Source organism: Candidatus Methylobacter favarea, from assembly GCF_902806695.1.
Classification (GTDB): Bacteria; Pseudomonadota; Gammaproteobacteria; order Methylococcales; family Methylomonadaceae; genus Methylobacter_B; species Methylobacter_B favarea.
In genome coordinates, this window is sequence record NZ_CADCXN010000087.1 from 1 (window position 1) to 25625 (window position 25625).

Below are 25625 nucleotides of genomic sequence, written 5' to 3' on the forward strand. Positions count from 1 at the left end.
GATGAAAACAGTCAAAGCGGCAGTGACGGACATTTTTCACGCAGGCGGCAAACCGATGAAAGCCGGTTGCGCATTCTGATAAAAGTTGATAAAACAGACTAATCTGAAACCTGACCCTGGGCATGGACTCCTCTACGCATCAGGAATGTTAATGGCTTTATGAAGGATTTTTTGAAAACAGAAACTTTTGAAGCCTACTGAAGCTTAGCGTCCTGCCAAATACGAGCAAAGCGTTTACCAAAAAAACCAAAGCAATGAACAGTCCCCTGCTCTCCATCGAACAGCTCAGCGTCACCTTTAATCATCAGCAGAAAGTCGTGGATGACATCAGTTTTGCCGTCTATTCGGGCGAAACCTTTGCCCTGGTCGGTGAATCGGGTTCGGGAAAATCCATCACGGCGCTATCCGTACTAAGATTACTGCCCCCCGGCGCGAGGCTCAATGCCGGCAAAATCAGCCTGCGCAGTGATAATCTGTTAAGCCGGTCGGAACTGGACCTGTGCAAAATCCGCGGCAAACGCATCGGCATGATTTTTCAGGATCCCATGTCTTCATTGAATCCCGTAATGACTATCGGCAGCCAAATCGAAGAAGTCATCAAAATCCATTTCTCCTTGTCCGGCCCTGGCCTTAGGCAACGCGTGCTCGCATTACTGCAGCAAGTTGAAATTCCGGAGCCTGAGCAGCGAATCAATGATTATCCGCATCAGCTTTCCGGCGGCCAGCGGCAACGGGTAATGATCGCGATAGCGCTGGCCGGCAAGCCGGACTTGTTAATCGCCGATGAACCTACCACCTCTCTGGATGTAACCATTCAGGCGCAAATATTGCGGTTGCTGAAAAATCTGCAGGAACAGACCGGCATGGCCTTGTGGCTGATCAGTCATGATCTGGCGCTGGTTTCCACCCTGGCGGACCGGGTCGCGGTAATGCAGCGGGGAAAAATTGTCGAAACCGGAGCGACCGCCGAATTCTTTAATCATCCCCGGCACACCTATACTCGAAAGCTCCTTAATGCGCTGCCTTCCATCGATAGTGCGGGCAGGAACCTGATTAATCATGGCAGTGCGCGGGAAAAACCGCCTTTACTGCAAGTCAAGGATTTTTATTGCTATTATCCGCTTCGAAAAGGTATTTTCAAACGCATTGTCGATTATGTAAGGGCAGTCGATGGCGTAAGCTTTGACATTCCCAAAGGCAGAACCCTGGCTTTAGTCGGCGAGTCGGGCTGCGGCAAAACCACATTAGGGAAAGGCCTGTTAAATCTGATACCGGCCAGCGGCGGCCAGGTTAAAATCGACGGCGTTGAGCTTAACAGCTTAAGCGGCGAATTATTACGGCAAAAACGCGCCGATATCCAGATTGTTTTTCAGGATCCGTTTTCATCAATGAATCCAAGAATGCTGGTCGGGGATATTATTGACGAAGGCATCCGGGCCTTGCATCCTGAAGTCAGCCGGACTGACCGCAAGGCAAGAGTGAGCCAATTATTACAGCAGGTCGGTCTGCCTGAAGATTCAGCACAGCGCTACCCGCATGAATTTTCCGGCGGCCAGCGGCAGCGCATCTGCATAGCTCGCGCCCTGGCGGTTGATCCCAAACTGATTGTCTGCGATGAACCCACCAGCGCGCTCGATGTCTCGGTCCAGGCGCAGATTATTGACTTGCTCAAATTATTGCAGCGCGAAAAAGGCGTGAGCTATTTGTTCATTACCCATGATATCGCCGTGGTAGCAGAAATTGCCGATGAGGTCGCGGTCATGTACCGCGGTAAAATTATCGAGCATGGCAGCGCCCGGCAGGTGCTGACACAACCTGAACACGCCTACACCAGGAAACTGTTGGAGGCCGTGCCGGTTTTGAAGGCGAATCCGCCTTGCAGCATTGATGGCTTAAACCGGAAAGAAGGCTTTGAGAATTAACGCCATGACTCCGCCGAGCATAATACCCGGCATCCATTTGATTAAAGTCAATTCGCCCTTGACTTGCTCGAAACGGGACTCCATTTTTAACTCTAACTCGCGAATATCCCGTTTACTGGCAATATCTGCTTCAGCCGACGTGTCTCTGAAAGCATCAGCGACCGCCTCGGCTTGATCGGTAGAAAAACCTGCCGATTCCAGTCTACGTACAAATTTATGTGTATCAAAGGTAATTGTCGTCATACCAATAAGCGGGCCCCATTAACAGGGCTACAGTATAGCAAGGATGAAGGCCGGTTATAAAATGTCGGCTTGCCTGCCTGTGCGAGGCGCGCAGACTGCGACAAGAGGAAGTATTGTGGCGGGCAGCTTGGCGCTGCCCGCCCTACAGGGCTACCCGGCTTTAGTTAGAATGAATCGCGCCAGTATCAATTTTATGATTAATCTTGGCTGATTTGATAGCAAGCAACAAGGCAATCACACCCCATAAAGCAATAAGCCCCATTCCTGAAAGTGCAGCAATTTCAATGGTCATTTCATTCTCCTTCTTCGTCCTGGATAGCCATGAGCAAATGCGAGATGGTTTGACACACTATCCACCAGATAAACGCACCCAACAGAATTATGGGGCTGTTGCTTGAATAGCCCATGAAGCCCAATCCGACGCCGCCATAATTGGAAATCTTTTTCAATTCATCAGCAATTGATTTTCTGACTTCACGATCGAATTTTAGTTTCCTGCAATGACTATAGCAGGGTCTATGGCGGGCAGAAAGGCGCTGGGCACCCTACGCAGCGCTTGTTTTGTATTATTTAACTAAGAAATGCCGGCTTGCCTGCCTGTGCGAGGAGCGCAGACTGCGACAAGAGGAAGCCCGACCTGCGAAGCTATTCTTCAGACAGCTTTGACACACCAAAAAACAACAAGCCAATAATTAAAGCGCCGACCATTATTATCGCTAAAGCACCTGTATTCATTACAAATCTCCTATTTCCTTGGTTTTATCGGATATTTTTATAAATAAGTTGAAAAATTACAATTATTATCAAAACAGAAAAGGTTATACCCGCCCAGAAAAGCCTATCAACATGTCCGTTATCCAATCGATCCACAAGACCGGTTATCGTAACAACAAGTATGCCAAACGAAATACTCATTGCTATGCGTAATGTGTTTAATATTTCTTTAACTTCATCCAGTTTACTCATTAATAAATCTTATCATGAGTGTTGTTGGGTTGGCGATAGCGAAAACCCAAGCCTGTTAAATCCTCACGCATAAAAAACCGCCCCAGGGTTTTGCCCAAAGGCGGCGTTAAGCGCCAAGTCCGATCAATCGCGTTTAACCCGGTGGATTTTATTGAGGTTCTGATTAGGTCTTAGGCAAGTACTTATCGTTAACAGTGCTTGCTGCTGCGTCAACTGACCAAGATGTACCTGAATCGGCATTGCATAAAGCCTTGTATATAATCGTCTCATCAGCCGCAATAGCTGAGCCAATTTTTTGCATCGCAATCGTTACAGTACCTGCTGTATCAGATGAGCCTGCAGCAGTGACTGACTTTGTGTATGTACCTTTAATGTCTGTATTTGTGCCTAAACCAAGTTTTGCATTATCTGCGCTACTGAGGGTGCCTTCGCTGCATGCTACACCCATTGCTGTCATTGCTGGGCTAGCCAGACTCACAGCTTCTTGAACCCTAGCTTTAGTAACATAATCCTGATAAGCCGGAATCGCAATCGCGGCCAAGATACCGATGATCGCCACAACGATCATTAATTCGATTAACGTAAAACCTTGCTGTGCTTTTTGCATTGGAGTTTTCATCATTTGATTTTTCATGGTGTTTTTTCCTTTATTTGAGTGGGAATGTTAATTACACACAGGACAAAGCAAAGCCAATGCCAATACTCTTGCCAGTCGTTAAATTATTTTTATGGCGGCTTAAAAATTGCCGTTAAATCAAGCCAATAGCTTTTATAACGCGTCCGACCGGGGATGCCTGTATGGTAAGCGGGCCAATTTTAGCTATGCTTTTAAAGTCGAGCCCGGCCAATGAAAAGGACGTGTCATCAAAAAACTGTGACACTCTGAAAAATGTCCTTAAAAAACGCTGACACAGCAACAATGCCGGACAAAATCAGGCCAGGCCTTTAATTTCACCGCCGGGGAATAACATGCCGCAGATTACTATTCAAACCGCCGCCTCCTTAACCCAGTGCAGCACCCGCACGATCCGCCGCCGCCTCGCTGCCGGCCTGTTAAAAAATAAAGGCGGCGATGAGGACAGCGGCAAGCAGACGGTCTGCTTCGAGTCAATTCAAGCCGACATCCCTTTTGCTCTGAACCCGGACGATATTGAACTGATTAAAAGCGCCGACAGCGGCGATCCGGACGCGCAAAATGACCTGGGCTTGCTGTTTTTGGAAAACGAACAATCCAAAACTGCCGTGCATTGGCTGGAACTGGCCGCCGGGCAAAACGTCTCCGATGCGATGCAGTTGCTGGGCGATTGCTATTTGCAGGGGAAAGGCAGACCTAAAGACAATAATCTGGCCATTATGTGGATTGCCAAAGCGGCTTCGATGGGTCATTCGATAGCGATAGCTCAAATGGCGTCGATACATCCCGCTTGAGAAGCTGCGGGCGCAATAAGCCTGATATGTAGTAAGCAGGGCGGGCAGGCGGTTTTGCCCGCCTCAAGGTCTTTTCGCGGGCAGCTTATCGTTCTCATGAGTGCAAACTGTCAGCATCTGTGCTCCGGCAATCCCTGTTTTTTCCACTGTCCGCCTTTAACTGGTACTCAGTCAATTTAGTTATGCCAGGTAACGATTTTTAAAATCCGTTCGTGGTGAGCTCGTCGAACCATGAACACAGATCCTTCAACTAAGCTCAGGAGATCCTTGTCGAACCATGAACACAAGCACTTCGACAAGGCTCTCCTGAGTATAACCGAAGGGCTCAGGGCGAGCGGCGTGTTAAATAGTACTCGACAAAATAAAAGCGACTGAGTACTGGTTATTTACCCGCCTTTTTTGCATGAGTCCGCCTGCTGTTAGCCGGTTTGGCCCCGCGTCTGGGCGCTTTTTTAGTTTGCCGGTAATCCTTTTTACCGGTATTTTTATCGGGCGCATGCTTTTTGGGAGCATCGAAAACTTTCAAGGAAACCTGCTCGTAGCCGGTATCGGCAACGCGGGGAATTGACCGTTTCAGCAGTTTTTCAATAGCCGCCAGCAAATACGCTTCTTCCGGGCAAACCAGAGATAAAGCTTCGCCATTTAGCCCGGCGCGGCCGGTGCGGCCGATGCGGTGGATATAATCCTCTGCTACATAAGGCAAATCAAAATTGACCACATGCGGCAAATCGTCAATATCCAGCCCGCGCGCGGCAATATCGGTAGCGACCAGCACGGCCACCTTGCCGGTCTTGAAATACTCCAGGGCCTTGTTCCGGGCGCCCTGGGTTTTATCGCCATGCAGCACGCCGGTACGGATGCCGTCCTCAATCAGTTGCGCGCCCAATCGATCAGCGCCGTGTTTGGTTCTGACAAAAACCAGCACCTGCCGCCAGTTGCCGCTGCCAATCAGGTAAGACAGCAGTTCGCGCTTGTATTCACGATGAATGCCATAGACCTTTTCAGTTACATTATCAGCCGTAGCGTTTTGTTTGGCGGCCTCAACCTCGGCCGGGTTGTGCAATAATTGCCTTGCCAGGGTTTTTATTGCATTGGAAAAAGTAGCCGAAAACAGCAGGCTTTGCCGCTTTTTGGGTATCAGCGCAATAATCTTTTGAATATCCGGCATAAAGCCCATATCGAGCATGCGATCCGCCTCATCGAGCACCAGTATCTCTACCGTGGACAACTCGAGGTTTTTTTGCAGCACATGATCGATCAAGCGGCCGGGCGTCGCCACGACAATATCACAGCCTTTTCGAAGGCTGCGTATCTGGACATTGATACTGGCCCCGCCGACAATCGCTTGCGCGGACAAAGGCAGATGCTTGCCGTAGGTTTTCACGCTTTCATACACCTGAGCCGCCAGTTCCCGCGTCGGCGTCAGGATAAGCGCACGGATTTTGCGCGGCTTTTGATGCGCATCTCTATTTGCCGCCAGGCGCTGCAGTAAAGGCAAGGTGAAGCCGGCGGTTTTCCCGGTGCCGGTCTGTGCGCCGGCCAGCACATCCCGTCCTTCAAGAATAAGCGGAATGGCCTTTTGCTGCACCGGCGTGGGAGTGATATAACCCTGTTCCGTTACGGCTTTAAGGAGTTCTTCGGTTAAACCGAGCTGGTCAAAAGACATTAAAAACCTCTGGTAAAATAAATCTGTTCAGCATGGAAGGATCATGGGAATGGGAATTTTGAAGACCTGCAGTTAATTGTTTTTAAAACAATTACCTGGAAAGCGGCAGACCTTACAATTCCAGCCTGCCTGCGCCGCCATGTTACTCCAGTTTTGGCTTTATCTTTTCCTGATTGCGTATAACTTTCAGCCAGATTGTCAACTCTTTGAGTAGCCGTCATAGCGGACTCATTCGCCGGGAGCGAATTTGGATGTGCGCAGCACAGGGACCTAAGCTATCGGTGGAGCGATCTTTAAATTCACATCCGTGCAGTCTGGACTCCAGCAATCCCTGTTGGAGTGACGGCGCTCATGGCCTTTGATAGCTTCTCATCGTTTCGATTTGGCTGATGCTTGCAAGTATCAGGCAGCTTTTAAAGCCGCTGAAATTCGTTAAATTCAGGCTTCGCCCTTCCTGACCATAAGACTGTATTGTTCCGGCGTGATCGTGCCTCCCAATAGCTCGGCAATGCTTTTATCGCGTTCCGGCAGCGCATCCTGCAAGGCATCGATGCGTTTCCATTGCGGCGGCGGCGGTTGAAGTCCGGCTTCAGGCACGTATGTTGATGTTTTCATGCGCTGGTATTTGTGGATATAACGCGGGCAGTTAACAAAGATTTCAGTGACTTTAACGCGCACGATCAGCTCGGCGCCATGAAAATCGCTCGTTAAAGGATCTATACGATCAATAGAGGCAGTCCCGTGAACCCGCATACGATGCGGCGTCTCAAAATCAATGAATAATAGGCCGACCTTGTTGTTGGCGGTAATATTGCCCAGCGAAAGATACATGCCGTTGCCATCGTAACTGGGAAAAGCGATGGTTTTGCTGTCTACTATTTTCACGAAACCGGGTTTCCCTCCTTTATAGGAACAGGTGGGAAAGCCGCGGTGGTCGATGGTGGTCAGAAAAAACATATCACGGCTCTGTATAAAATCCTTATGCTCGTCAGAAATTTCCGCCAGCACAATGCTCTCATCTACTCGCTGAGCCATGTTTCGCGTATCAAATACATCCTGCATGGCAAAATGCTGGTCTCCATATATTTCGCTCATTGCTCCTCCGGAAGTTAATAATTGCCGAAAACCAAAAAACCGGCCCTTGACATAAATTTCATTATACCGCTATTACCGGGAGCGGCTTGAAGGAAAAATAAATATCGTGCTACAGTGGCGGCACTTGAGGGTTTGGAACCCTGAACAATTTTAGCCTTAGGGCTCAAGATTTTTTTGAGATAAGAAAAAGCTCATCATTGCGGACTGACTCAGCCCGCCTCCTTCTTTGTTATCAATAAATTTTTATAAAAATACCCGAGTAAATCATGACTAATTTTGCCCTGACCGCCATTTCTCCTATTGACGGCCGTTATGCCGATAAAGTTAAGGAACTGCGGCCTGTTTTCAGCGAATACGGCCTGATTCGCTTTCGGGTGCAGGTCGAAGTGCGCTGGCTGCAGGCGCTGGCTAGTCATCCGCAGATAAGTGAAGTCCGCCTGTTCAGCGAGTCTGCAAATAAGTTATTAAACGGCATTATCAGCGATTTTTCAGAAACCGACGCCCGGCGCGTGAAAGACATTGAAAAAACCACCAATCACGATGTAAAAGCGGTTGAATATTTCCTGAAAGAAAAAATCGCAGGCAACGCGGAACTGGAACAGGTCAGCGAATTCATTCATTTTGCCTGTACCTCCGAAGACATCAATAACCTGTCTTATGCGCTGATGCTCAAGGAAGGCCGCGAGGTCATTCTGGCGCAAATCACCGATTGCATAACCGCAATCAGTCAAATCGCCCTCGCAACCGCCGCCCAGCCCATGCTGTCGCGCACGCACGGCCAGTCAGCTACGCCCACGACCGCCGGCAAGGAGTTCGCCAATGTAGCTGCACGCATGCTGCGCCAGAAGGGTCAGCTGGAAGCTGTGCGGCTCCTCGGTAAAATAAACGGCGCGGTAGGCAATTATAATGCCCATTGCATTGCTTATCCTGATGTTGACTGGGCTGAATTTGCCGAAAACTTTGTTGAGTCTTTAGGCTTGCAATGGAATCCTTACACGATTCAGATCGAGCCGCACGATTATATTGCCGAATATTTTCATGCGCTGTCGCGCTTTAATACCATCCTGCTGGATTTTAACCGCGATATCTGGGGATATATTTCGTTGGGCTATTTCCGCCAGAAAACCGTTGCTGGTGAAATCGGCTCGTCAACCATGCCGCATAAAGTCAATCCTATCGATTTTGAAAATTCTGAAGGCAATCTGGGTCTTGCCAATGCCCTGTTTTCATTTTTGGCCGAAAAACTGCCCGTTTCCCGCTGGCAGCGCGATTTAACGGACTCGACCGTGCTCAGAAATATCGGCGTCGGCATTGCTCATACCAGCATAGCGATACAGGCAAGTTTAAAGGGACTTTCCAAGTTACAGATTAATACTGAAGCCATAGAAGCCGACCTCAATGTCAATTGGGAAGTGCTGGCCGAACCCGTTCAAACCGTCATGCGCCGTTACGGCATCGAAAAACCGTATGAGAAACTAAAGGAGCTCACCAGAGGCCAGCGCATTACTGCCGAAAAAATGCAGGCTTTTATTGAAAAGCTCGAAATCCCCGCCGAAGCCAAAGCCGCTTTGCTGAAATTAACGCCGCGCACGTACACAGGTTATGCTGAAAAACTGGCCAAGGAAATTGTAGCGATTCAGCAATCTGAAGTTTGAATTTAATCCATACCCTTAAAAAGTCGCTTCATTCCTATGAATAGTTAAAAATTTAACAATTTCCCTATGGTTTAATTCACAGCAAATAATGCTGCTTTAACTATACTTTATCACGTGATTAATTTATTGAAGTTAGCCACGCCTCCTCGTAAAAACTGAGTTGATCATCGGCTCGCAGGCTGTGCCGTTTCAGGCACAGCCTTTTTTATTTCAAAACAGGACAATTGCACTAGAATATTCGCACTTTTATTTATTCAATCGTGCCTCGTGCTAAATATCATCTGGATCAGCTTTTTTCTCGCCGCTTTTTTCACTGCTTTATTTAAACTGATATTTCTCCATGACCAGCAGGTTTTTGCTCATCTCATGGAGGCCATGTTCAGCCTGTCAAAATCAGCATTTGAAATATCGCTGGGCTTGACCGGCATCCTGGCATTGTGGCTGGGGATCATGCGTATTGGCGAACTGAGCGGATTTATCCAGTTATTAACGCAAAGCCTTACGCCCTTGTTCAGCCGGCTGATGCCCGATGTGCCCAAAGGCCATCCGGCCTTGGGCGCCATCGTCATGAATATATCGGCCAATGCCTTGGGATTGGACAATGCCGCGACGCCCTTAGGCATTAAAGCCATGAAGGAACTGCAAACGCTGAATCCGAATCCTGAAACCGCGAGCAATGCGCAAATTCTGTTTCTGGTTATCAACACCTCGGGTGTGACCCTGTTTCCAGTAACCATTTTTACTTATCGCGCCCAGTTAGGCGCGGCCAATCCGACTGACGTATTCATCCCGATTTTAATCGCCACCTATATGTCGACATTGACAGGGTTGCTGGCCGTCGCTTTCGTCCAGAAGATCAACCTGCTCGACAAAGTCGTCATGGCCTATGTTGGCGGCTTTACCCTGATGGTAGGCAGCATTCTGGCGTACTTTTCAGGCCTGACTCAACAGCAAATGCTTGAGCAATCGGCCGCCGTCAGCAATATTATTTTGTTCTCGCTAGTCATCGCCTTTATTTTCGGCGCTGTTTACAAGGGCATCAATGCCTACGACGCCTTTATTGAAGGCGCCAGGGAAGGCTTTCATACGGCGGTTACCATCATACCTTATCTGGTTGCGATGCTGGTTGCCATCGGGGTATTCAGGGCCAGCGGCGCTCTGGATCTGCTTGCCGATCTGGCGCGCGCCGTCGTGCATTTTTTCAGGCTCGATGACCGCTTTATCGATGCCCTGCCTACTGCCTTGATCAAGCCTTTCAGCGGCAGCGGCGCCCGAGCCATGATGATCGATACCATGAAGACGCATGGCGCTGATTCCTTTGCAGGGCGTCTGGCTTCCATTGTGCAAGGCAGCACCGAAACCACCTTTTATGTGCTGGCCATTTACTTTGGCGCCGTAGGCATCAAAAATATTCGCCATGCTGCCGCCTGTGGGATAATAGCCGACTTTGGCGGCATAATCGCCGCCATTCTTGTCGGCTACTGGTTCTTTGGATAAGTAATGAAAGTTCACCTTAAAACCCTGGGTTGCCGCCTTAATGAAGCGGAACTTGAAACCTGGGCGCAGGCGTTTCAAAAATACGGGCATCAGATAACCCGCCAGGCCGAGACCGCCAATCTGATTGTTATTAATTCCTGCGCGGTAACCCGGGATGCCGCCGCCAAATCGCGCCGGCTCATCCGCCGCACGCACCGGGATAATCCGCAAGCCAGACTGGTCATTAGCGGCTGTTATGCCACCTTGAATCAGGAGGAAGCCGCCCGGCTAATGGGCGTTGACCTGATTGTCAGCAACAAGGATAAAGACCGGCTGGTAGAAAAAACCCTGACTGAGCTGGACATGGATTCCATGCCTGCGATGTCCGCCGAACCGGGTGAATTCTCCCTGTTCACGCGCGGCAGGCAGCGCGCCTTTGTTAAAGTGCAGGACGGCTGCCGCTACCGCTGCACATTTTGTATTGTCACGGTGGCGCGCGGCGAGGAAACTAGCCGCCCCATGCAGGCGATTATTGATGAAATCAATACGCTGCACCGGCAAGGCATTAATGAAGTCATACTGACCGGCGTCCATTTGGGCGGCTACGGCAGCGATCTCGGCTTTAATCTGCCCGACCTGATTAAAGCCGTACTGGCGCATACTGATATCCCGCGGCTCAGACTGGGCTCGCTGGAACCCTGGGAATTTTCAGAAGATTTTTTTGAGCTGTTCCGGAATTCCCGCCTGATGCCGCATTTGCACCTGCCTTTACAAAGCGGCTCGGATTCGGTACTGCGCCGGATGGCGCGGCGTTGCAGAACCGGAGAGTTCGACGCCATCGTCAGCCGGTTACGCAGGCAAATACCGCATTTTAATATCACCACCGATATTATTGTCGGCTTTCCCGGCGAAACCGAACAGGAATGGCAGGAAAGCCTTGATTTCATCAAGCAAACCGGTTTTGGTCACATCCATATCTTTACTTATTCCGGACGGGAAGGCACAAAAGCCGCAACCCTGCCCAATCAGCTAGGCAATGACATCAAAAAACAGCGCAGCCGGAAGCTGCATGAACTGGCTCATGAAATGAAACTGAAGTTTTGCCGGGATAATGTAGGCAATGAGTTTCCGGTATTATGGGAAGGCTACAATGAACCCTGCTCGGAAGGCAAAAAGCTGGTTTTTGGTTATACGCCGAATTATCTTCGTGTCACTTGTGCGCTAGCTAATGAGGAATCGGTTGAAAATCAGACTCTCAAAGCGAAACTGACGGCGGCAGGGGAAGATTTTATGGTTGCGACGATTGCAGACAGGACGATGAACGCAGATAAAATCAATGCCTTATCCTCATAAATTAAAATAGGGCAATTCATGCAAAAACATTGTATAAAAATCCACTTATCCAGTGTATTTACGGAAGACAAGCTGGAAAAGTGGCGAAAAAATTATCCGTCCCTTCAAAAAATTAATATCCCTGACAAGGGATTTCTTTACCGTCAAGGCCATTCATGCTCCCATGTTTTCTGGATAAACACAGGGATTATTAAACTTTCTCATATCACAGAACAGGGCAACGAGTTGATCGTTGCCCTCCTTCAAAGCGGAGATATTACCGGCAGCTTGCCGGCGGCTGGAGCTTCTTCGCTAATGGAAGAAACAGCGCAAGCTGTAGGCGAGGCCACTCTCTTTCGTCTCGAATATCATGATTTTAAAGCCTTGATATCTCATCAACCGGACTTGTCATGGCAGGTGTTCGCAACGCAATCCATACGAAGGCAACAGGCCGAACGCAAACTGCTCAATATTCTCGCCCAGCCGGTAGAGAGCCGGATTATAGCGATGTTAAAAGAACTGGCGGAAATGTTTGGCATCCGGTGTGCTCACGGATATGCCCTGGAAATTCATCTGACCCAGCAGGAGCTGGCGGATTTAGTCGGCGCCAGTCGCCCGGCGGTCAGCACCATTATGAATGATCTTCGCAGCCGCGGAATACTTGAGTACACGCGAGAACTCATTTGCGTTAACGATATTTTGTTTTCAACTTCCGGTAAACAGGAGTAAAAATCCTCCATCAGAGCAGTTTGTGTTTTCCAGCTAACACACATTATTGATAATCTTCCATTAAGCTTGGACGCAGGTGATCATTGTGGTGAACCTTGAACAGAAGGAACAATAACATGAAAATTATCTCCTCCACTACCCACGGCTATCTTGATTTTGCTACCGTCGTGATATTTTTACTGGCTCCCACGCTATTCGGCTTAAGCGGGCTGCCCGCAATGCTTGCCTATGCGTTAGCGATCATCCATCTGTTGGTTACAATTGGCACTGATTTCCCCTCCGGCGTGGCCAAAATACTGCCATTCCCCCTGCATGGCTGGATTGAGCGTGTGGTCGGGCCATTGCTTGTGGTATCGCCTTTTATTTTAGGCTTCGCCGATGTGGCCGTCGCTCGAAATTTTTATATTTTGATCGGCATCATTATTATTTTAGCGGGCGTTTTCACCGACTACAAAAAAACGACCTCGTAAAAAACCATATCGCTATTCGATAATTCTGTTTTAACTATTCCTTGCCTGAATTTCCAGTAGAGAGGGTATTCATGGCTTTTTGTTTTTTAAGATAGGCCGATAAGCTTGCTAAAGAAAAACCATAGACAATCATACCGCTTAGTGGCTAATGCGGTATTTCTGCTCAATGAGCCAGGGCTTATCCTTAGCGAAGGAGTCCCCCTTGCCCATTACAAATTATTCTATATTCTCATAGCTGTTTTTGGTAAAGCGGGAGCTGCAAATCGCTAAAAAGACTAAATCTTCCGAGCCGGTATTGGTGATTCGCTGCGCACACAGAGGCGGAATAATTACGACATCGCCTGGCTGAATGGAATGCGGTTCCAAGCCGGCGATTTCAACGTCCGCCGTGCCCGCAATAATCACATATCTTTCGACAACGCCTTTTAAACGGTGCAGTTTAGTGGTCACACCGGGCTTAACCCGCGCCCTGGCGATTGATACCTCAGGATCGGCCGGAGAATTGGACAGCTCCAGAATAAAACAGCCTTCCTCAAAGTAATATTCATCGGCTTCGTTGATTTTCAAAATCCGGGCTTGCATAAGGTGTGTGGTCTTTCCAGTTGAAAATTCGACGCCCAAGGCTTAATACCGTCAATCCCTTAAGCTCCTGCCTGGGCTTCGCATTGTTCCCGAACTGCGCTCAATTCTTCATTCTGTTAAAGGAAAAGCTGTTTACAGCTAAAGTATTTTGTCATTTGATTGCTAAAAAAGTAATATGGACTGTCTGATCTGTAAAAATTTACTGAAACTGAAATTGGCGAGTAATCATTATAATAATATCAATTCATGTATTTAAAATGCAGATCATTAGCCATCATTCAACAGGAGAATTTCGATGAAATGTATGTATTACCTCACCTCTACGCTCGATAGCACCGGTCACATTGCTGAGGATTTACATGAGGCCGGCGTTAACGACTGGTTGATACACATTTTAAGTAAAGACGAAGGAGGCATTAAAAAAGAGAAGCTACGCTCCAGTAATTATTTTGAACAATTAAATCTTCTGCGCTACGGCGTAATTGGAGCCATCACAGGCTTTATTGCCGGCTTGCTGGTAGTGTGGATAGGTAATTTTCTCAAGCTGTTGGCCCCGGACACGCCGACCATTGTCTCTTACGCAATTATCGGCGTAATGACATTATTTGGCGCCTGGGAAGGGGGTTTCATAGGCATTCGCAGCGAGAATAAAAAAATCGCCGTCTTCCATGAAGAAATACAAGCCGGGAACTATTTAATACTGATTTATGCCCGGGCAGAATTGGAAAATATTATTAAAACCGTCATGAGCACCAAACATCCGGAGGTTAAGCTAGTGGCCATAGATGATTATTTTTATAATCCTTTGACAAAGCTTAAACGAATATAATATTCGGGACTGTTTAAACTTGTCCTTACAAGTCCGCCAGGATTATTTAAGCCTGGCAGGCTTGGTGGAGGCGGGGAAACCGGAAATTTATGCATAATTTCCGGCCTGGTATTAGCGAAAACCCGGGCAGAATATCTGCCTTCCGGGCTGAGTGAGGTAAAAACCCTTAACTCAATCAAGTTATTCAGGATCGTAAAGGAGCCTTACTCGGCTGCGCTCCTAAAATTCAATAAGTAAAAAACCCCCGCCCTTGCAAAAATTTCCCCGGACCACAGTCCTGCAGCCGGACTTTATGAACCTGAGTTAACGCCGTCTTCACTCCCTTTAAAAAATATCCATTTGTTCTGTCAGCTTTAATCCATACGGACCGGCGCTTGCCCGGCCGAATTACTGAATAATGCCGCAGGCTATTCTTGCTCCGCCTCCGCCCAAGGGCGCAGGCTCGTCAGCATAGTTATCGCCGCCTGCATGAACCATTAAGGAGCGGCCTTTTACATCAGTAATTTTAAGCCGGGGCGCCAATACAGGAGTATTTGCCTCACCCTTGACATCCACGAATAGCGCCGGCACATCACCCAGATGCCCCGCACCCCAGGGCAGACTGTGGAGCTTGCTTGCCCCCGGATCAAAATGCCCTCCTGCCGCCAGGGCAGGCACCCTTTTGCCGTCTTTTTCCCTGGCCTCGCAAGCCGGACTTTCATGGACATGGAAACCATGCAGCCCTTGCGGAAGCCCTGCAAGCGCAGGGCTGAATACGAGGCCATAGGGAGTGGCGCTAATGACGATCTGGCCAATCGGTTTCCCAATGCCTTTTTCATCCACCGTGGCCATTTGTACGGCAATATCTGCCTGTGCTGTTCCATACAGAAACAGTGCGGCCTCAGCCAAAAGCATAGTGAATCGTGGTTGCATAAATTCTCCTTCGCTGGTTAAAATTATTTTATTAGTATTATTGTTAACAAGGCTTGCTCTTGTTTCCGGTCTTTATACCATTCATTATGATTTAACAACAAGAGCTAATGATTTAAAAGAAATAATGCTCGCAATGCAGGTGTTACATAATATTTTGTGACTCGAATTGAAGAAATGCCCTGACATTGACCGGATGAAGTTTACTCCCCAGAGTTCATGCTGGCAGCGATTTTTAAAATCCGGCACAGGCTTGCATTCAAAAGCCCTCACACGAACCGGAAAGTTATACTATCTTAACGGACGGATCCGATAGCAGGCAGGCTTCTTTACCTTGATCTTCCCTATCGACAATAAGCCCATTTTGTTTAAATGCAGGACATTAAAAAGCCAGGCAATCCAACCGACCATTTAGCCAATGACCGCACTTTTCTGGCTTGGGTACGCACCAGCATAGGCATTATGGCTTTTGGCTTCGTAGTCGTAAAATTTTCATTATTCGTTAAACAAATAGCCCTGCTGCTGCATAAAACCAATATAACTCCGAACCGGAGTTATTCAGAAATTGTGGGAATTGTATTGGTAGGCATGGGCACTGTTACAGTTATTTTGGCTTATATCCGCTATAAGAAAATTGAAAAGCAATTACGGGCAGGCTACTACGCTTCCTCATCCTTGCTCATTACAGTGCTTACAGCATGTATTTTTTTAGTCAGCATATTGCTGATCGTTTATCTCGTGAAAACTACTTGAATATAAAACTATAGCAACGCGGAGAGGCAAGCCAGGGAAGATAAATAAGCTTGACTTTAAAGCAAAAATCCGGATAGTTCAATTCGCTTATCTTCAGTTTAGCTGGTTCAAAAGTACTGATTCTCTATAAAAAGGGCTTGCAGTTATAGCTGCCGCCGGCTGTTTACAGCTTGTTTTCGTAGTAACTCTTAGCAAACGTCATTAGCCAAGGCAGCAACGCCGCGGCCGGTGAAAGGAGGTACGATGGACTTTTTCCTGGATTCCCTGTTGCTGTCGCGTCTGCAGTTCGCGCTGACTACTATCATTCATATTATCTGGCCGGTGCTCTCGATCGGCCTCAGCCTGTTTTTGCTGATTATTGAAATCTTCTGGTTCAAGACCGGCAGAGAAGTTTACTACCGCCAGGCCCGGTTCTGGAGCCGTCTGTTTTTGCTCAACTTCGGCATTGGCGTAGTAACGGGCATACCGCTGGAGTTCCAGTTCGGTACCAATTGGGCGCCTTTTTCTATACAGAATGGCGATTTTTTCGGTAATATTCTGGGTTTTGAAGCGGCCATGGCCTTTATGCTGGAAGCCGGCTTTCTGGGAATCATGCTGTTCGGCTGGGACCGGGTCGCGCCCGGCGTGCATTTGTTCTCTACCGCCATGGTGGCATTTGGAGCTTCGCTGTCGGCATTCTGGATCATGGCGGCGAATGCCTGGATGCAAACGCCCGACGGCGTGCATCTTGAGCACGGACGGCTGGTCGTAGACAGTTACTCGGCCGCGATTTTCAATCCCAGCGCCTTCACGTCAATAACCCATATGTGGGTGGCGAGCGTTGAGACTACATTATTCCTTATCGGCGGCATTAGCGCCTGGCATCTGCTAAAAAACCGTTGCCGCGAATTTTATCTGATCTCATTCCGGCTGGCATTGCTCAGCGTCATTGTAATTGCTCCCCTGCAGATTGTCCTGGGCGATCTATCCGGCGCTGTGGTAGCCAGGCATCAGCCTGCCAAACTCGCAGCCATGGAAGCGCACTGGCAGACCAACCTGCCGGGCCAAGGCGCCCCGTGGGTGGCGCTCGCCTGGCCCGATCCGGAAAAACAGGCTAACACGTGGGCCATTGAAATCCCGTATGGGCTGAGTCTTTTAACCACCCGCTCGCTCACCGGCAAGGTTACGGGGCTTCGCGATATTCCCAGGGAAAATCAGCCGCCGGTGGCGCTGCCGTTTTATGCGTTCCGGGTAATGATCATTATAGGATTTTTGCTGGCATTCCTGATGTTATGGAGCGCATGGGTATTCATCCGGAAACCTTTGACTTTAGCGCATATTGACCGTCAGCGTCATTTATTGTGGGCCTGGGTAGGCTCGGCGCCATTGGGCTACATTGCCGTCGAGTCAGGCTGGATCACCCGTGAAGTAGGACGCCAGCCCTGGGTAGTCTATGGAATGATGCGAACCGAAGATGCCGCCACGTCACTGCCGGCAGGCGTGGTCATGACTTCACTCGCAGGTTACACGCTTATCTATGGGTTGCTGCTGTTCGGCTATCTATTCTTCGTCAGACGCATTATCAGGCAGGGGCCGGATTTGACCAGTCCTTTGCCGGCTCCTGAACAGCATTCCCCTTCTCCGGCAGGCGCAGGCCCTGCCCTCGAAGACCGGCAGCCATTGGGAGGGGACTGAGCCATGCAGGATCTTCAAATGTTTCTCGCCAATATCTGGTACTTTCTGCTCGGGCTGGTGCTGGTGCTTTACGTGGTGCTGGACGGCTTCGATCTGGGCGTCGGCATGCTGTCGCTGTTCGCCAGGGACGAGCGCAGCCGCGGCATTATGATGGCCAGCCTGGGCTATATCTGGGATGCCAACGAAACCTGGCTGGTCATCCTCGGCGGCATGCTGTTTGGCGCTTTTCCTCTGGCCTACGGAGTAATGCTGCAGGCGTTTTATCTGCCGCTGCTGTTGATGATTTTTGGCCTGATCTTCCGCGGCATGGCCTTCGGGTTTCGTGAGAATGCCGACAATAAAAGGCCGTGGAATGTGGCTTTCGGCCTCGGAAGCCTCCTGTCCACGCTGGCTCAGGGTCTTATCCTGGGCGGATTTATCAGCGGCATTCCGATGCATGGCCGAAGTTATGCAGGGCATGTCTGGGACTGGCTCACGCCCTTCTCGCTGCTGGTAGCGGCAGGCGCCGTGTTCGGCTATGCGTTATTGGGCGCCGCCTATCTCATTATTAAGACCGAGGGCGAAATCCAGAAGCTTAATTACCGCTATGCCAAAATTGCGGCTAGCCTGATGCTGCTCGCAGCCGCGGGCATCTCGATCTGGACGCCGCTGCGGCATGCCTATGTGGCGGAGCGCTGGTTTGTCTGGCCGAATTTCTTTTACATCGCCCTGCTTCCGGCTGGCGCTTTTTGCTCTTTTCTGATGCTGATGCGAAGTCTTCAAAAGCGCCAGGAGCGGGCGCCCTTTTTCTGGAGTCTAGGCATCTTCCTGTTTTCCTTCACCGGTCTTGCAGTCAGTCTCTATCCCTACATTATTCCTACGACCGTAACGCTCGGCGAGGCAGCCGCCTCCCCTAAAACGCTGGTCTTCATGCTGACCGGCATTGGCATGCTGATTCCGCTAATGCTCGGTTACAACGCTTATCAATACGCGGTTTTTCGCGGCAAGGTGCGGGAAGAACAAGGATACCCTTCCGGCTCCTGACTCTGTCTGAAGGGGAGTCATTAAAACAATAAGGAAACATCCTGTTGGCAATAAAGCCCATATAAATCTCAGATCCCATACAGCTTGCGTTTGCGCCAGAAAGTGGCCCGGCTCATGCCCAGCGAACTTGCAGCTGACGTTACCTTTCCATTGCTTTGCTCCAGCGCCAGCCGTATTGCAGCGGTTTCTTGTTCTGTAGATAGCGGCGATGCTTGCCTGGAGGATGTGGATTGCAAGGGTTGGTCAGCAGTTGGACGCGTTTCCCTAAACTCAGGGGGCAATTCAGACAAGCGCAAGGTCGGACCTCGCCCTACTGCAAAGGCATATTCCACAACATTATGCAGTTCCCTGATATTGCCAGGCCATGGATAATCCAGCAAAATCCGCATGGCCTGCGGCTCAATCTTTTCAATTTTTCTGAAATTTTCGGCATTATGCCGAGAGATAAAATGCCATATCAATAAACCAATATCTTCCCGGCGTTCCCTTAATGGCGGGATAAAAATCGGGACGACCCGTAACCGGTACATTAAATCTTCCCGGAAATGCCCGCTTTTTACTTCTTCCCTTAATGAGCGATGCGTCGCGGCGACTATGCGGACATCGGCATCAATCGACCGGTCGCCGCCCACCGGAATATAGTTTCTTTCCTGTATCACCCTGAGCAGTTTAGCCTGTAATTCAAGCGGAAGTTCAGCTACTTCATCCAGGAATAAGGTTCCGCCCTGCGCACGCTGAAACAGTCCTTTATGATCTTTGACCGCCCCGGTAAAAGCGCCGCGCACATGACCGAACAATTCACTTTCCAGCAGGTTGGCCGATAAGGCCGCGCAATTTATAGCCAGAAAAGGCGCGTTATGCCTGGCGCTAAGAGTATGGATTGCTTTTGCGACCAACTCCTTGCCGGCTCCGCTTTCTCCCCTTACCAGCACATTAGCTTCTGTTTCCGCGGCATTTTCAATAATCTGAAAAACGTCTCTCATGGCCGGCGCACGGCTTAACAGGCCGTGAAAATTCCGGCTGCCCATAGCCGGTTTATTAATCTCGACTGAAACTTTTGGTAACAGATCATTTGCTGCCGGTTCAGATAAAATTCTCAGCCAGCCTATACCACCGGCAAAAGCGCCTTCCTTATCAGGTAAAACCTGAATAACTTTTTTTACCTCGATTTTACTCCCGTCAGTCCGGCCTATTTTTATCAGCTGCTCCTGATTGCTACTTGCCTCAGTCATCACATATTCCTGCCGGCAGGATTTTCCCACTACATCTTCTCTCCGTAATCCGGATAATTTTTCCATGCCCCTATTCCAATAAAGGATTTCCTGATCTTTATTGACACTATAAACAGCCGCTGAATCACAAAGCTCGAGCATTTTGGCCAAAAGCGTTGCACTGTCGAATTGCGCGAGCCAGTTAAAGTTATTTTCGGAAAATAAAGCTGTTTGTTTCATACCTGTCTCAATGTTTCATTTACTGGTCATATTGATACTTTATATGAAACAACAAAACTAAAGCAAATAATATTAAGCATTAATAATTTCATTAATATTCAGTAACTTAAAAATATTTATGTCTCTTGGCATGGTTTTGGCTCTAGTCATGTTGTGGAAGTTACAAAGATCTGGCTTTCATAAATATAAATACAATAATTATCCTAAGGAGGATCAGATGAAATCGAAAATGTTACTTATAAGCGGCTTGTTATCTTTAACAGCAGGTTGTGCAACTACAGCAACAACTACAACGGCCGAGGCTGAACACGGACACGCAATGGCTGCCGTTGCCGGACAGTCTAAGCTATACGATGAAACCTTAAACCCGCATCAAATAGAACACCCTGATCATTTAGGTTTTAACGACTTGCACATACAGGCTATCAGGCATCTTATCCCCGATACCCCCAGTATCCATGACCCCAAATTGCAAGTCGCTGTGCATCACCACTGTAAAGCCTATGACGATGGCGCCCTGGTCTGTTTGATGTTTCATTCCGGCATGAAAGATCAGGACAAACCGATCGGTTTCGAATACATCATCACCACTGCGCAATACAATACGCTGCCGGAAGCAGAAAAACATTACTGGCACTATCACAAAACCGAACTTGCCAGAGCGCACGCGTCGTTTCCCGATCTGAGCCAGGAAGAAGCCGCTAAAATCTTGCCTGCTGTGCGCGAAACCTATGGAAAAGTGATTTATTTCCAGAAACCCGAAAATAAATATCCTATAGGCGAGCCTTACGTAGTGATTGTGCAAGACATGCCTGAACAGGATTAAAAAGTCCTCCTTACTGTGTATTTAAAAGTGCACAGCTTTGCCGGTCAGCGGAATAAAGGATTCCACAGCCTCCGCTGGCTTTTTTTAAGGTGCTTTATGCGGTTTTTTTCAATCTTATTGCTGGGACTGATTTTTTCAAGCAACGCATTAGCGGACACTAACCTGGGCCTGCCTCCGTTAACGATTCCGTCCGATAATCCGCAAACTTCAGAAAAAGCAGCCTTGGGACGCAGGTTGTTTAATGATAAACGTTTTAGCGCGAATGGCTCAGTGAGCTGCGCCAGCTGCCATCAAGCCGATAAAGCCTTTACCGATGGCAGGCCGGTAGCCAAAGGGCTAAATGGACAAGCCGGCGCCCGCAATGCGCCAACGGTGATTAATGCGGCTTTTTATCAAACGCCGTTTTTTGATGGACGGGCAAACAGCCTGGAAGAGCAGGCCTTAGGCCCTTTTATCAATCCGATTGAACACGGCCTGACCAGTCACCAGGCCATTGTCGACGTCATACGGAAGGATGCGGATTACCTGAAGCGAATCAATAAAGTGTTTCATGTTCCGAGGGAGGCAATAAGCATTAATCATGTCGTCAAAGCCATTGCCAGTTATGAACGAACCTTGATTTCAGGCAACTCACCTTTTGACCGCTATTATTTTGGCATGGATCAATCGGCCATATCGGAGAGCGCCGAGCGGGGTTTAAGGATTTTCAAGCGTAAGGGAAATTGTCTGGTCTGCCATGAAATATCCTGGAATAAAGCTTTATTTACCGACAACCGTTTTTATAATATTGGCGTGGGTTTTAAACGCTTAACGACGGTTTTAGAAGCGCTGGCGGCAGGCAAAAATCCGGATGATTTAGCGTTAACCAATGCGCAGCGTTCTGAACTGGGACGTTTTAATGTTACTAGAATACCTGGCGATCTGGGTAAATTCAAGACGCCGAGTCTGCGGAATATTGCGTTAACCGCGCCTTATATGCACGATGGCAGCATGAAAACGCTGGAAGAGGTTATCGAACATTATGACAAGGGCGGCGATAAAATCCGCTATATTGACGCCAAGATTTTCCCCTTGCATCTTACGCAGCAGGAAAAAGCCGATTTAGCGGCCTTTATGAAAGCATTAACCAGTCAACAGCCGCCCAAATAGTTTGGCTTTTATTTAAGACCCTCTGTTAACTTTGCCAGTTAGCCCGGAGATAACATGACAAAACAATTAATTTTAATCTTGAGCATCATTCTGGTGTTGGGAAGCGTTCCAATGAGTGAAGTTTTTGCCGATTCCAACAGCGATTTCAGCGAGCTAAATTTTACCCGCGGCATTGGCTTTGATAGCAAGCTAGATTGGCCGCATCCTTTTACCGTGAAAAAAGAGGAGTCCTATGACGAAGCCAAAGACCCCCTATTTCGCAAAGGCACTGAAAATGTGGAAGAGTCTCAGGTCAGCTTTTTCGTAATACCGGCTGTCATGATCGGGATAATCCTAGTCTTTATGCTTTTCAATCGGGAATAATTATCGTCAATGTGACTTGATCACCGGACATTAATTTAAAACTCCGTACCAGTAGTGTCAATGTCAATCCAGGGATAAAGTCTGCTTGATTACAGCGCCCCATCGCCATCCCGGCAGATACGGGAACACTTGGCGCGGGCGATTTTACAGATTGCCAAGGGCAGACGGTTTTAGCTTTATATAAATTGACATAGCATTTAACAATGATCAGTAAAAACCCGATATTTACAGGCGTATAGTGATAAAAGGCAATTTGATAAAAAAATTAACGGTATTCTCCGGATTGATGATTTCCGGGGCGGCTCTTGCCGGCAGCGGCGAGCTTACCCTGATTCATTCCGGCGATATTCACGGCCATCTTGTGCCCAGGCAGAATGTCCGCAGTGACAGCACAGGGCATATGGAAGGCGGCCTTGCGCGCATGGCGACAGTCATCAGCCGCATCCGCAAAGCCCACCCCGGAACCACCCTTTATTTCAACACCGGCGATACCCTGCAAGGCTCGGCCGAAACCCTGTTCACACGCGGGCAGGCGCTGATCGATGTCATGAACCTGCTGAAACCCGACTTTAATGAACCGGGCAACTGGGACTATCTTTATGGCCCGCAGCGCTTCCTGGAAACTTTCGCCGGCTCTTCCGGCAGGCCGCCGCTGCTGCATACGAAGACCGTTGCGGCAAATCTGTATTATGTCTGTCCCGGCATAGCCGAACCCCTTTGCCCCGGCCAGGTTTCTGACAAAGCCGGCAAATCGGATCGCCCGGCGCTTGGCGTGGACAAAAAAACGACCGGCGCGCCGGGCTTTATCGACTTCCCGTCGACTGACTCCACTACGCCTTATTCCAAGCTGGCGGGTCAGCGTCCCCTGCCGCCTTATCTCGTGAAAACAGTCAACGGCGTTAAAGTCGGCATTCTGGGCATGACTACGGCACGCGCGATTCGCGCGGTCGGCCCGGCTGTCACCAAGGGTTTTGTCTATACGGATGGTGAAAACGAGCTGCCTTACTACATCAACAAACTGCGAAATGTCGAGCAGGTTGACCTTATTGTGATGATCTCCGAACTTGAGCTGGCCAGAACCATTGATCTGGCTTCCCGCTATCGGGGCATTGATTTCATTCTGAATGCAGACATGCACGAGCGCACCATCAAACCCGTCGTTCTTAAAACCGGCACGGTACTGGTGGAAGAAGGGCAGGATGGCACGATGCTGGGCGAAATTCACATGAAGCTCAAAAAAGGTCATAAACTGCCCGGAGACGGCAAACTGAGCTGGACATGGACGCCGCACATTATCACAGACGCAATCGAAGAAAATGCGGCGGTAGCCCGCAAGGTTGCAGAAGTTCGCGCGCCTTTTATAAGCGGCACTTTTGTGGCGGGTCAGACGGTGACTATCGGCGGCAACGCCAGCACCTTGCGGCGGCCGGTAGATACGGTGGTAGGCTATACGGCAGTCGCTCTGCACCGCTCAAACTTTATTGACAGCAAAACAGGGAGCCCCGGCGTTATCGAGGGCAGTTCCCACGATTTGATTGCCGATGCGATGCGCTGGGCGGCCGGTTCGGATTTTGCAACCATTCGCGGCTTTCGCTATGGCACCCATGTTAAACCGGGGCCGGTTACTATGGCCGATATTTACCACTATTTGCCGATAGGCGCGCGCGTTGCCAAAGCTTATCCGATCTTTGGCGCCCAGCTCAAAAAGCAAATCGAGAACTCGACCCGCGGCTCGTTCTCTGCCATACCGGGGCTGTGGACCGGCGGCTGGATGTTCGGTTACAGCAACGTCACCTTTGATCTCGATGTGTATGCGCCTTATGGCTATAAAGGCTCCAATATTAAAATTGGCGGCAAGGCCATCGATCCTGAAGATGAAGGCAAATACCAGGCGCCGCATAAGCCGTCGGCGCCGTATTCCGTGGCCGGCTACTGGTATGCCGATGACCCCGCGACCATCAACAACTGCGGATCATGCGCCGCATCAGCCGGTGCTATTGAGGTGGTAAAAGATGAACACGGCCAGCCGCTGGATGTCAGTGAAATTGTCGTGCGCTATCTGAAAACGCTGCCTGAAATGACAGCAAATCCGCCGGGCCACCGCATTAATCTGCGCTATCCTTTGCCTGCCGCCGCTTTCAATAACCCGGAAATTCAGCCATTGAAAGGCGTGATACCCAATTAAATCAATTATTCCCACAATAATCGGAGAGATACCATGATATTCAAACAATTATTTGACGACGCCACCTGGACTTATACCTATTTGCATGCCGACCCGGCCAGTAAAGAGGCGGTTCTGATTGATCCTGTCAACACCCATGTTAATGACTATATCGCCCTGCTGGAAGAGCTGGGCGTGCACTTGAAATATTCCCTAGAAACGCATGTGCATGCCGACCACATCACGGCAAGCGGGCTGCTGCGTCAACGCCTGGGCTCCGCCACCGGTGTAAGCCGGCTATGCGGGGCCGAGACGGCGGACATTCAGCTTCAGGATGGCGATGTGCTGGAATTTGCCGGCGGCGAACAGATAAAAGTCATTGCCACGCCCGGCCATACCCGCGGCAGTCTTTCGTTTTTATGGCGTGATCGTGTGTTCACCGGTGATTCTTTATTTATCGGCGGCTGCGGGCGCACCGATTTTCAGGGCGGGGATGCAAGCGCACAGTATAACAGCATTACCCGGCGGCTGTTTACCTTGCCCGATGAAACCCTGGTTTATCCCGGCCATGACTACCAGCAGCACTGGGTGAGCACTATCAAACAGGAGCGCACGACCAATCCGCGTTTGGCGGGAAAGTCCCGCGAGCAGTTCATCGAACTCATGAACAAGCTGAATTTACCCAAACCCAGACTAATCGATGAAGCAGTGCCTGCAAACCGGCGTTGCGGCCTGGAAGAAGATGAACGCCAGGATGCTGTGGCTGTTAAAGAAACGGCGCGCCCTGTGCGCAATGAACTCAGCGTTCAAGACCTGGTAGCCGAAGCCAAACAGCACATTACCGAAGTCAATGCCGCTACAGCCAGGCAACTGCTGGAGGAAGGCAATATCGTTGTTGTTGATGTCCGCGAAGAAAGCGA

The 25625-nt window shown here is 49.3% G+C and carries 26 protein-coding genes; 16 read left to right on the top strand and 10 right to left on the bottom strand.

What is annotated here, in order from left to right; genetic code table 11:
* Positions 1 to 254: 254 nt before the first annotated feature.
* Positions 255 to 1922, top strand: coding sequence for an ABC transporter ATP-binding protein (locus HUX64_RS13870; protein WP_174626814.1), 1668 nt, complete (start codon positions 255 to 257; stop codon positions 1920 to 1922).
* On the opposite strand, the gene HUX64_RS13875 is transcribed toward HUX64_RS13870, so the two are convergent.
* The 5 genes from HUX64_RS13875 to HUX64_RS20150 all read right to left on the bottom strand — a co-directional run bounded on the left by HUX64_RS13875 (position 1893) and on the right by HUX64_RS20150 (position 3738).
* Positions 1893 to 2165, bottom strand: coding sequence for a coiled-coil domain-containing protein (locus HUX64_RS13875; protein WP_174626815.1), 273 nt, complete (start codon positions 2163 to 2165; stop codon positions 1893 to 1895). The two genes, HUX64_RS13870 and HUX64_RS13875, sit on opposite strands and share 30 nt — an antisense overlap.
* 160 nt (positions 2166 to 2325) lie before the next feature.
* Positions 2326 to 2457 (bottom strand): hypothetical protein, encoded by a 132-nt coding sequence (locus tag HUX64_RS20145; protein ID WP_281355338.1) that lies wholly within the window; start codon positions 2455 to 2457, stop codon positions 2326 to 2328.
* Position 2458: 1 nt separating this feature from the next.
* Positions 2459 to 2614 (bottom strand): hypothetical protein, encoded by a 156-nt coding sequence (locus HUX64_RS13880; RefSeq protein WP_174626816.1) that lies wholly within the window; start codon positions 2612 to 2614, stop codon positions 2459 to 2461.
* A gap of 310 nt (positions 2615 to 2924) precedes the next feature.
* Positions 2925 to 3131 (bottom strand): hypothetical protein, encoded by a 207-nt coding sequence (locus HUX64_RS13885; protein WP_174626817.1) that lies wholly within the window; start codon positions 3129 to 3131, stop codon positions 2925 to 2927.
* A 163-nt stretch (positions 3132 to 3294) separates the two neighbouring features.
* Entirely contained in the window at positions 3295 to 3738 is a 444-nt protein-coding gene (locus tag HUX64_RS20150; protein WP_174626838.1) for a pilin, read from the bottom strand.
* A 362-nt stretch (positions 3739 to 4100) separates the two neighbouring features.
* Here HUX64_RS20150 and HUX64_RS13895 point away from each other — a divergent pair, with 362 nt between their 5' ends.
* A complete protein-coding gene (locus HUX64_RS13895; RefSeq protein ID WP_174626818.1) occupies positions 4101 to 4559 on the top strand; it encodes a tetratricopeptide repeat protein in 459 nt (152 codons plus the stop codon).
* A 382-nt stretch (positions 4560 to 4941) separates the two neighbouring features.
* On the opposite strand, the gene HUX64_RS13900 is transcribed toward HUX64_RS13895, so the two are convergent.
* Together HUX64_RS13900 and HUX64_RS13905 are read right to left on the bottom strand one after the other, a co-directional pair.
* Positions 4942 to 6225: a DEAD/DEAH box helicase gene (locus HUX64_RS13900; protein WP_174626819.1), complete on the bottom strand. Its 1284-nt coding sequence runs from the start codon at positions 6223 to 6225 to the stop codon at positions 4942 to 4944.
* A 438-nt stretch (positions 6226 to 6663) separates the two neighbouring features.
* Entirely contained in the window at positions 6664 to 7320 is a 657-nt protein-coding gene (locus tag HUX64_RS13905; protein WP_174626820.1) for a pyridoxamine 5'-phosphate oxidase family protein, read from the bottom strand.
* Positions 7321 to 7586: 266 nt separating this feature from the next.
* Here HUX64_RS13905 and purB point away from each other — a divergent pair, with 266 nt between their 5' ends.
* The 5 genes from purB to HUX64_RS13930 all read left to right on the top strand — a co-directional run bounded on the left by purB (position 7587) and on the right by HUX64_RS13930 (position 12982).
* The gene (gene purB, locus HUX64_RS13910; RefSeq protein WP_174626821.1) at positions 7587 to 8975 is read left to right on the top strand and encodes an adenylosuccinate lyase; all 1389 of its coding nucleotides are present in this window, start codon (positions 7587 to 7589) and stop codon (positions 8973 to 8975) included.
* Between the two features lie 267 nt (positions 8976 to 9242).
* Complete coding sequence (locus HUX64_RS13915; RefSeq protein ID WP_174626822.1) at positions 9243 to 10472, top strand: nucleoside recognition domain-containing protein; 1230 nt, start codon at positions 9243 to 9245, stop codon at positions 10470 to 10472.
* Between the two features lie 3 nt (positions 10473 to 10475).
* The gene (mtaB, locus tag HUX64_RS13920; protein ID WP_174626823.1) at positions 10476 to 11804 is read left to right on the top strand and encodes a tRNA (N(6)-L-threonylcarbamoyladenosine(37)-C(2))-methylthiotransferase MtaB; all 1329 of its coding nucleotides are present in this window, start codon (positions 10476 to 10478) and stop codon (positions 11802 to 11804) included.
* Between the two features lie 18 nt (positions 11805 to 11822).
* On the top strand, positions 11823 to 12512 hold the full coding sequence (locus HUX64_RS13925; protein ID WP_174626824.1) for a Crp/Fnr family transcriptional regulator: 690 nt from the start codon (positions 11823 to 11825) through the stop codon (positions 12510 to 12512).
* A 116-nt stretch (positions 12513 to 12628) separates the two neighbouring features.
* On the top strand, positions 12629 to 12982 hold the full coding sequence (locus HUX64_RS13930; protein WP_174626825.1) for an SPW repeat domain-containing protein: 354 nt from the start codon (positions 12629 to 12631) through the stop codon (positions 12980 to 12982).
* A gap of 216 nt (positions 12983 to 13198) precedes the next feature.
* On the opposite strand, the gene HUX64_RS13935 is transcribed toward HUX64_RS13930, so the two are convergent.
* Entirely contained in the window at positions 13199 to 13564 is a 366-nt protein-coding gene (locus HUX64_RS13935; protein WP_174626826.1) for a cupin domain-containing protein, read from the bottom strand.
* Between the two features lie 295 nt (positions 13565 to 13859).
* Here HUX64_RS13935 and HUX64_RS13940 point away from each other — a divergent pair, with 295 nt between their 5' ends.
* The gene (locus HUX64_RS13940; RefSeq protein WP_174626827.1) at positions 13860 to 14393 is read left to right on the top strand and encodes a hypothetical protein; all 534 of its coding nucleotides are present in this window, start codon (positions 13860 to 13862) and stop codon (positions 14391 to 14393) included.
* Between the two features lie 387 nt (positions 14394 to 14780).
* Here HUX64_RS13940 and sodC read toward each other — a convergent pair whose 3' ends face one another.
* The gene (sodC, locus tag HUX64_RS13945; protein WP_174626828.1) at positions 14781 to 15305 is read right to left on the bottom strand and encodes a superoxide dismutase family protein; all 525 of its coding nucleotides are present in this window, start codon (positions 15303 to 15305) and stop codon (positions 14781 to 14783) included.
* Positions 15306 to 15674: 369 nt separating this feature from the next.
* On the opposite strand from sodC, the gene HUX64_RS13950 reads away from it, so the two are divergent.
* The 3 genes from HUX64_RS13950 (at position 15675) to cydB (ending at position 18752) form a co-directional block, all read left to right on the top strand.
* On the top strand, positions 15675 to 16055 hold the full coding sequence (locus HUX64_RS13950; protein WP_174626829.1) for a YidH family protein: 381 nt from the start codon (positions 15675 to 15677) through the stop codon (positions 16053 to 16055).
* A 243-nt stretch (positions 16056 to 16298) separates the two neighbouring features.
* Positions 16299 to 17729 (top strand): cytochrome ubiquinol oxidase subunit I, encoded by a 1431-nt coding sequence (locus HUX64_RS13955; RefSeq protein ID WP_174626830.1) that lies wholly within the window; start codon positions 16299 to 16301, stop codon positions 17727 to 17729.
* 3 nt (positions 17730 to 17732) lie between these two features.
* Positions 17733 to 18752: a cytochrome d ubiquinol oxidase subunit II gene (gene cydB / locus HUX64_RS13960; RefSeq protein WP_174626831.1), complete on the top strand. Its 1020-nt coding sequence runs from the start codon at positions 17733 to 17735 to the stop codon at positions 18750 to 18752.
* Positions 18753 to 18820: 68 nt separating this feature from the next.
* On the opposite strand, the gene HUX64_RS13965 is transcribed toward cydB, so the two are convergent.
* Entirely contained in the window at positions 18821 to 20203 is a 1383-nt protein-coding gene (locus HUX64_RS13965) for a sigma-54 interaction domain-containing protein (protein ID WP_174626832.1), read from the bottom strand.
* 217 nt (positions 20204 to 20420) lie between these two features.
* On the opposite strand from HUX64_RS13965, the gene HUX64_RS13970 reads away from it, so the two are divergent.
* From HUX64_RS13970 to HUX64_RS13990, 5 genes are all read left to right on the top strand, one after another.
* Positions 20421 to 21029, top strand: coding sequence for a DUF1264 domain-containing protein (locus tag HUX64_RS13970; protein ID WP_174626833.1), 609 nt, complete (start codon positions 20421 to 20423; stop codon positions 21027 to 21029).
* Between the two features lie 96 nt (positions 21030 to 21125).
* A complete protein-coding gene (locus HUX64_RS13975) occupies positions 21126 to 22178 on the top strand; it encodes a cytochrome-c peroxidase (RefSeq protein ID WP_174626834.1) in 1053 nt (350 codons plus the stop codon).
* Between the two features lie 54 nt (positions 22179 to 22232).
* A complete protein-coding gene (locus HUX64_RS13980; RefSeq protein WP_174626835.1) occupies positions 22233 to 22541 on the top strand; it encodes a hypothetical protein in 309 nt (102 codons plus the stop codon).
* Positions 22542 to 22779: 238 nt separating this feature from the next.
* Positions 22780 to 24726: a bifunctional metallophosphatase/5'-nucleotidase gene (locus HUX64_RS13985; RefSeq protein ID WP_174626836.1), complete on the top strand. Its 1947-nt coding sequence runs from the start codon at positions 22780 to 22782 to the stop codon at positions 24724 to 24726.
* 33 nt (positions 24727 to 24759) lie between these two features.
* The coding region (locus HUX64_RS13990) for an MBL fold metallo-hydrolase (RefSeq protein ID WP_174626837.1) at positions 24760 to 25625 on the top strand (866 nt) is incomplete at its 3' end.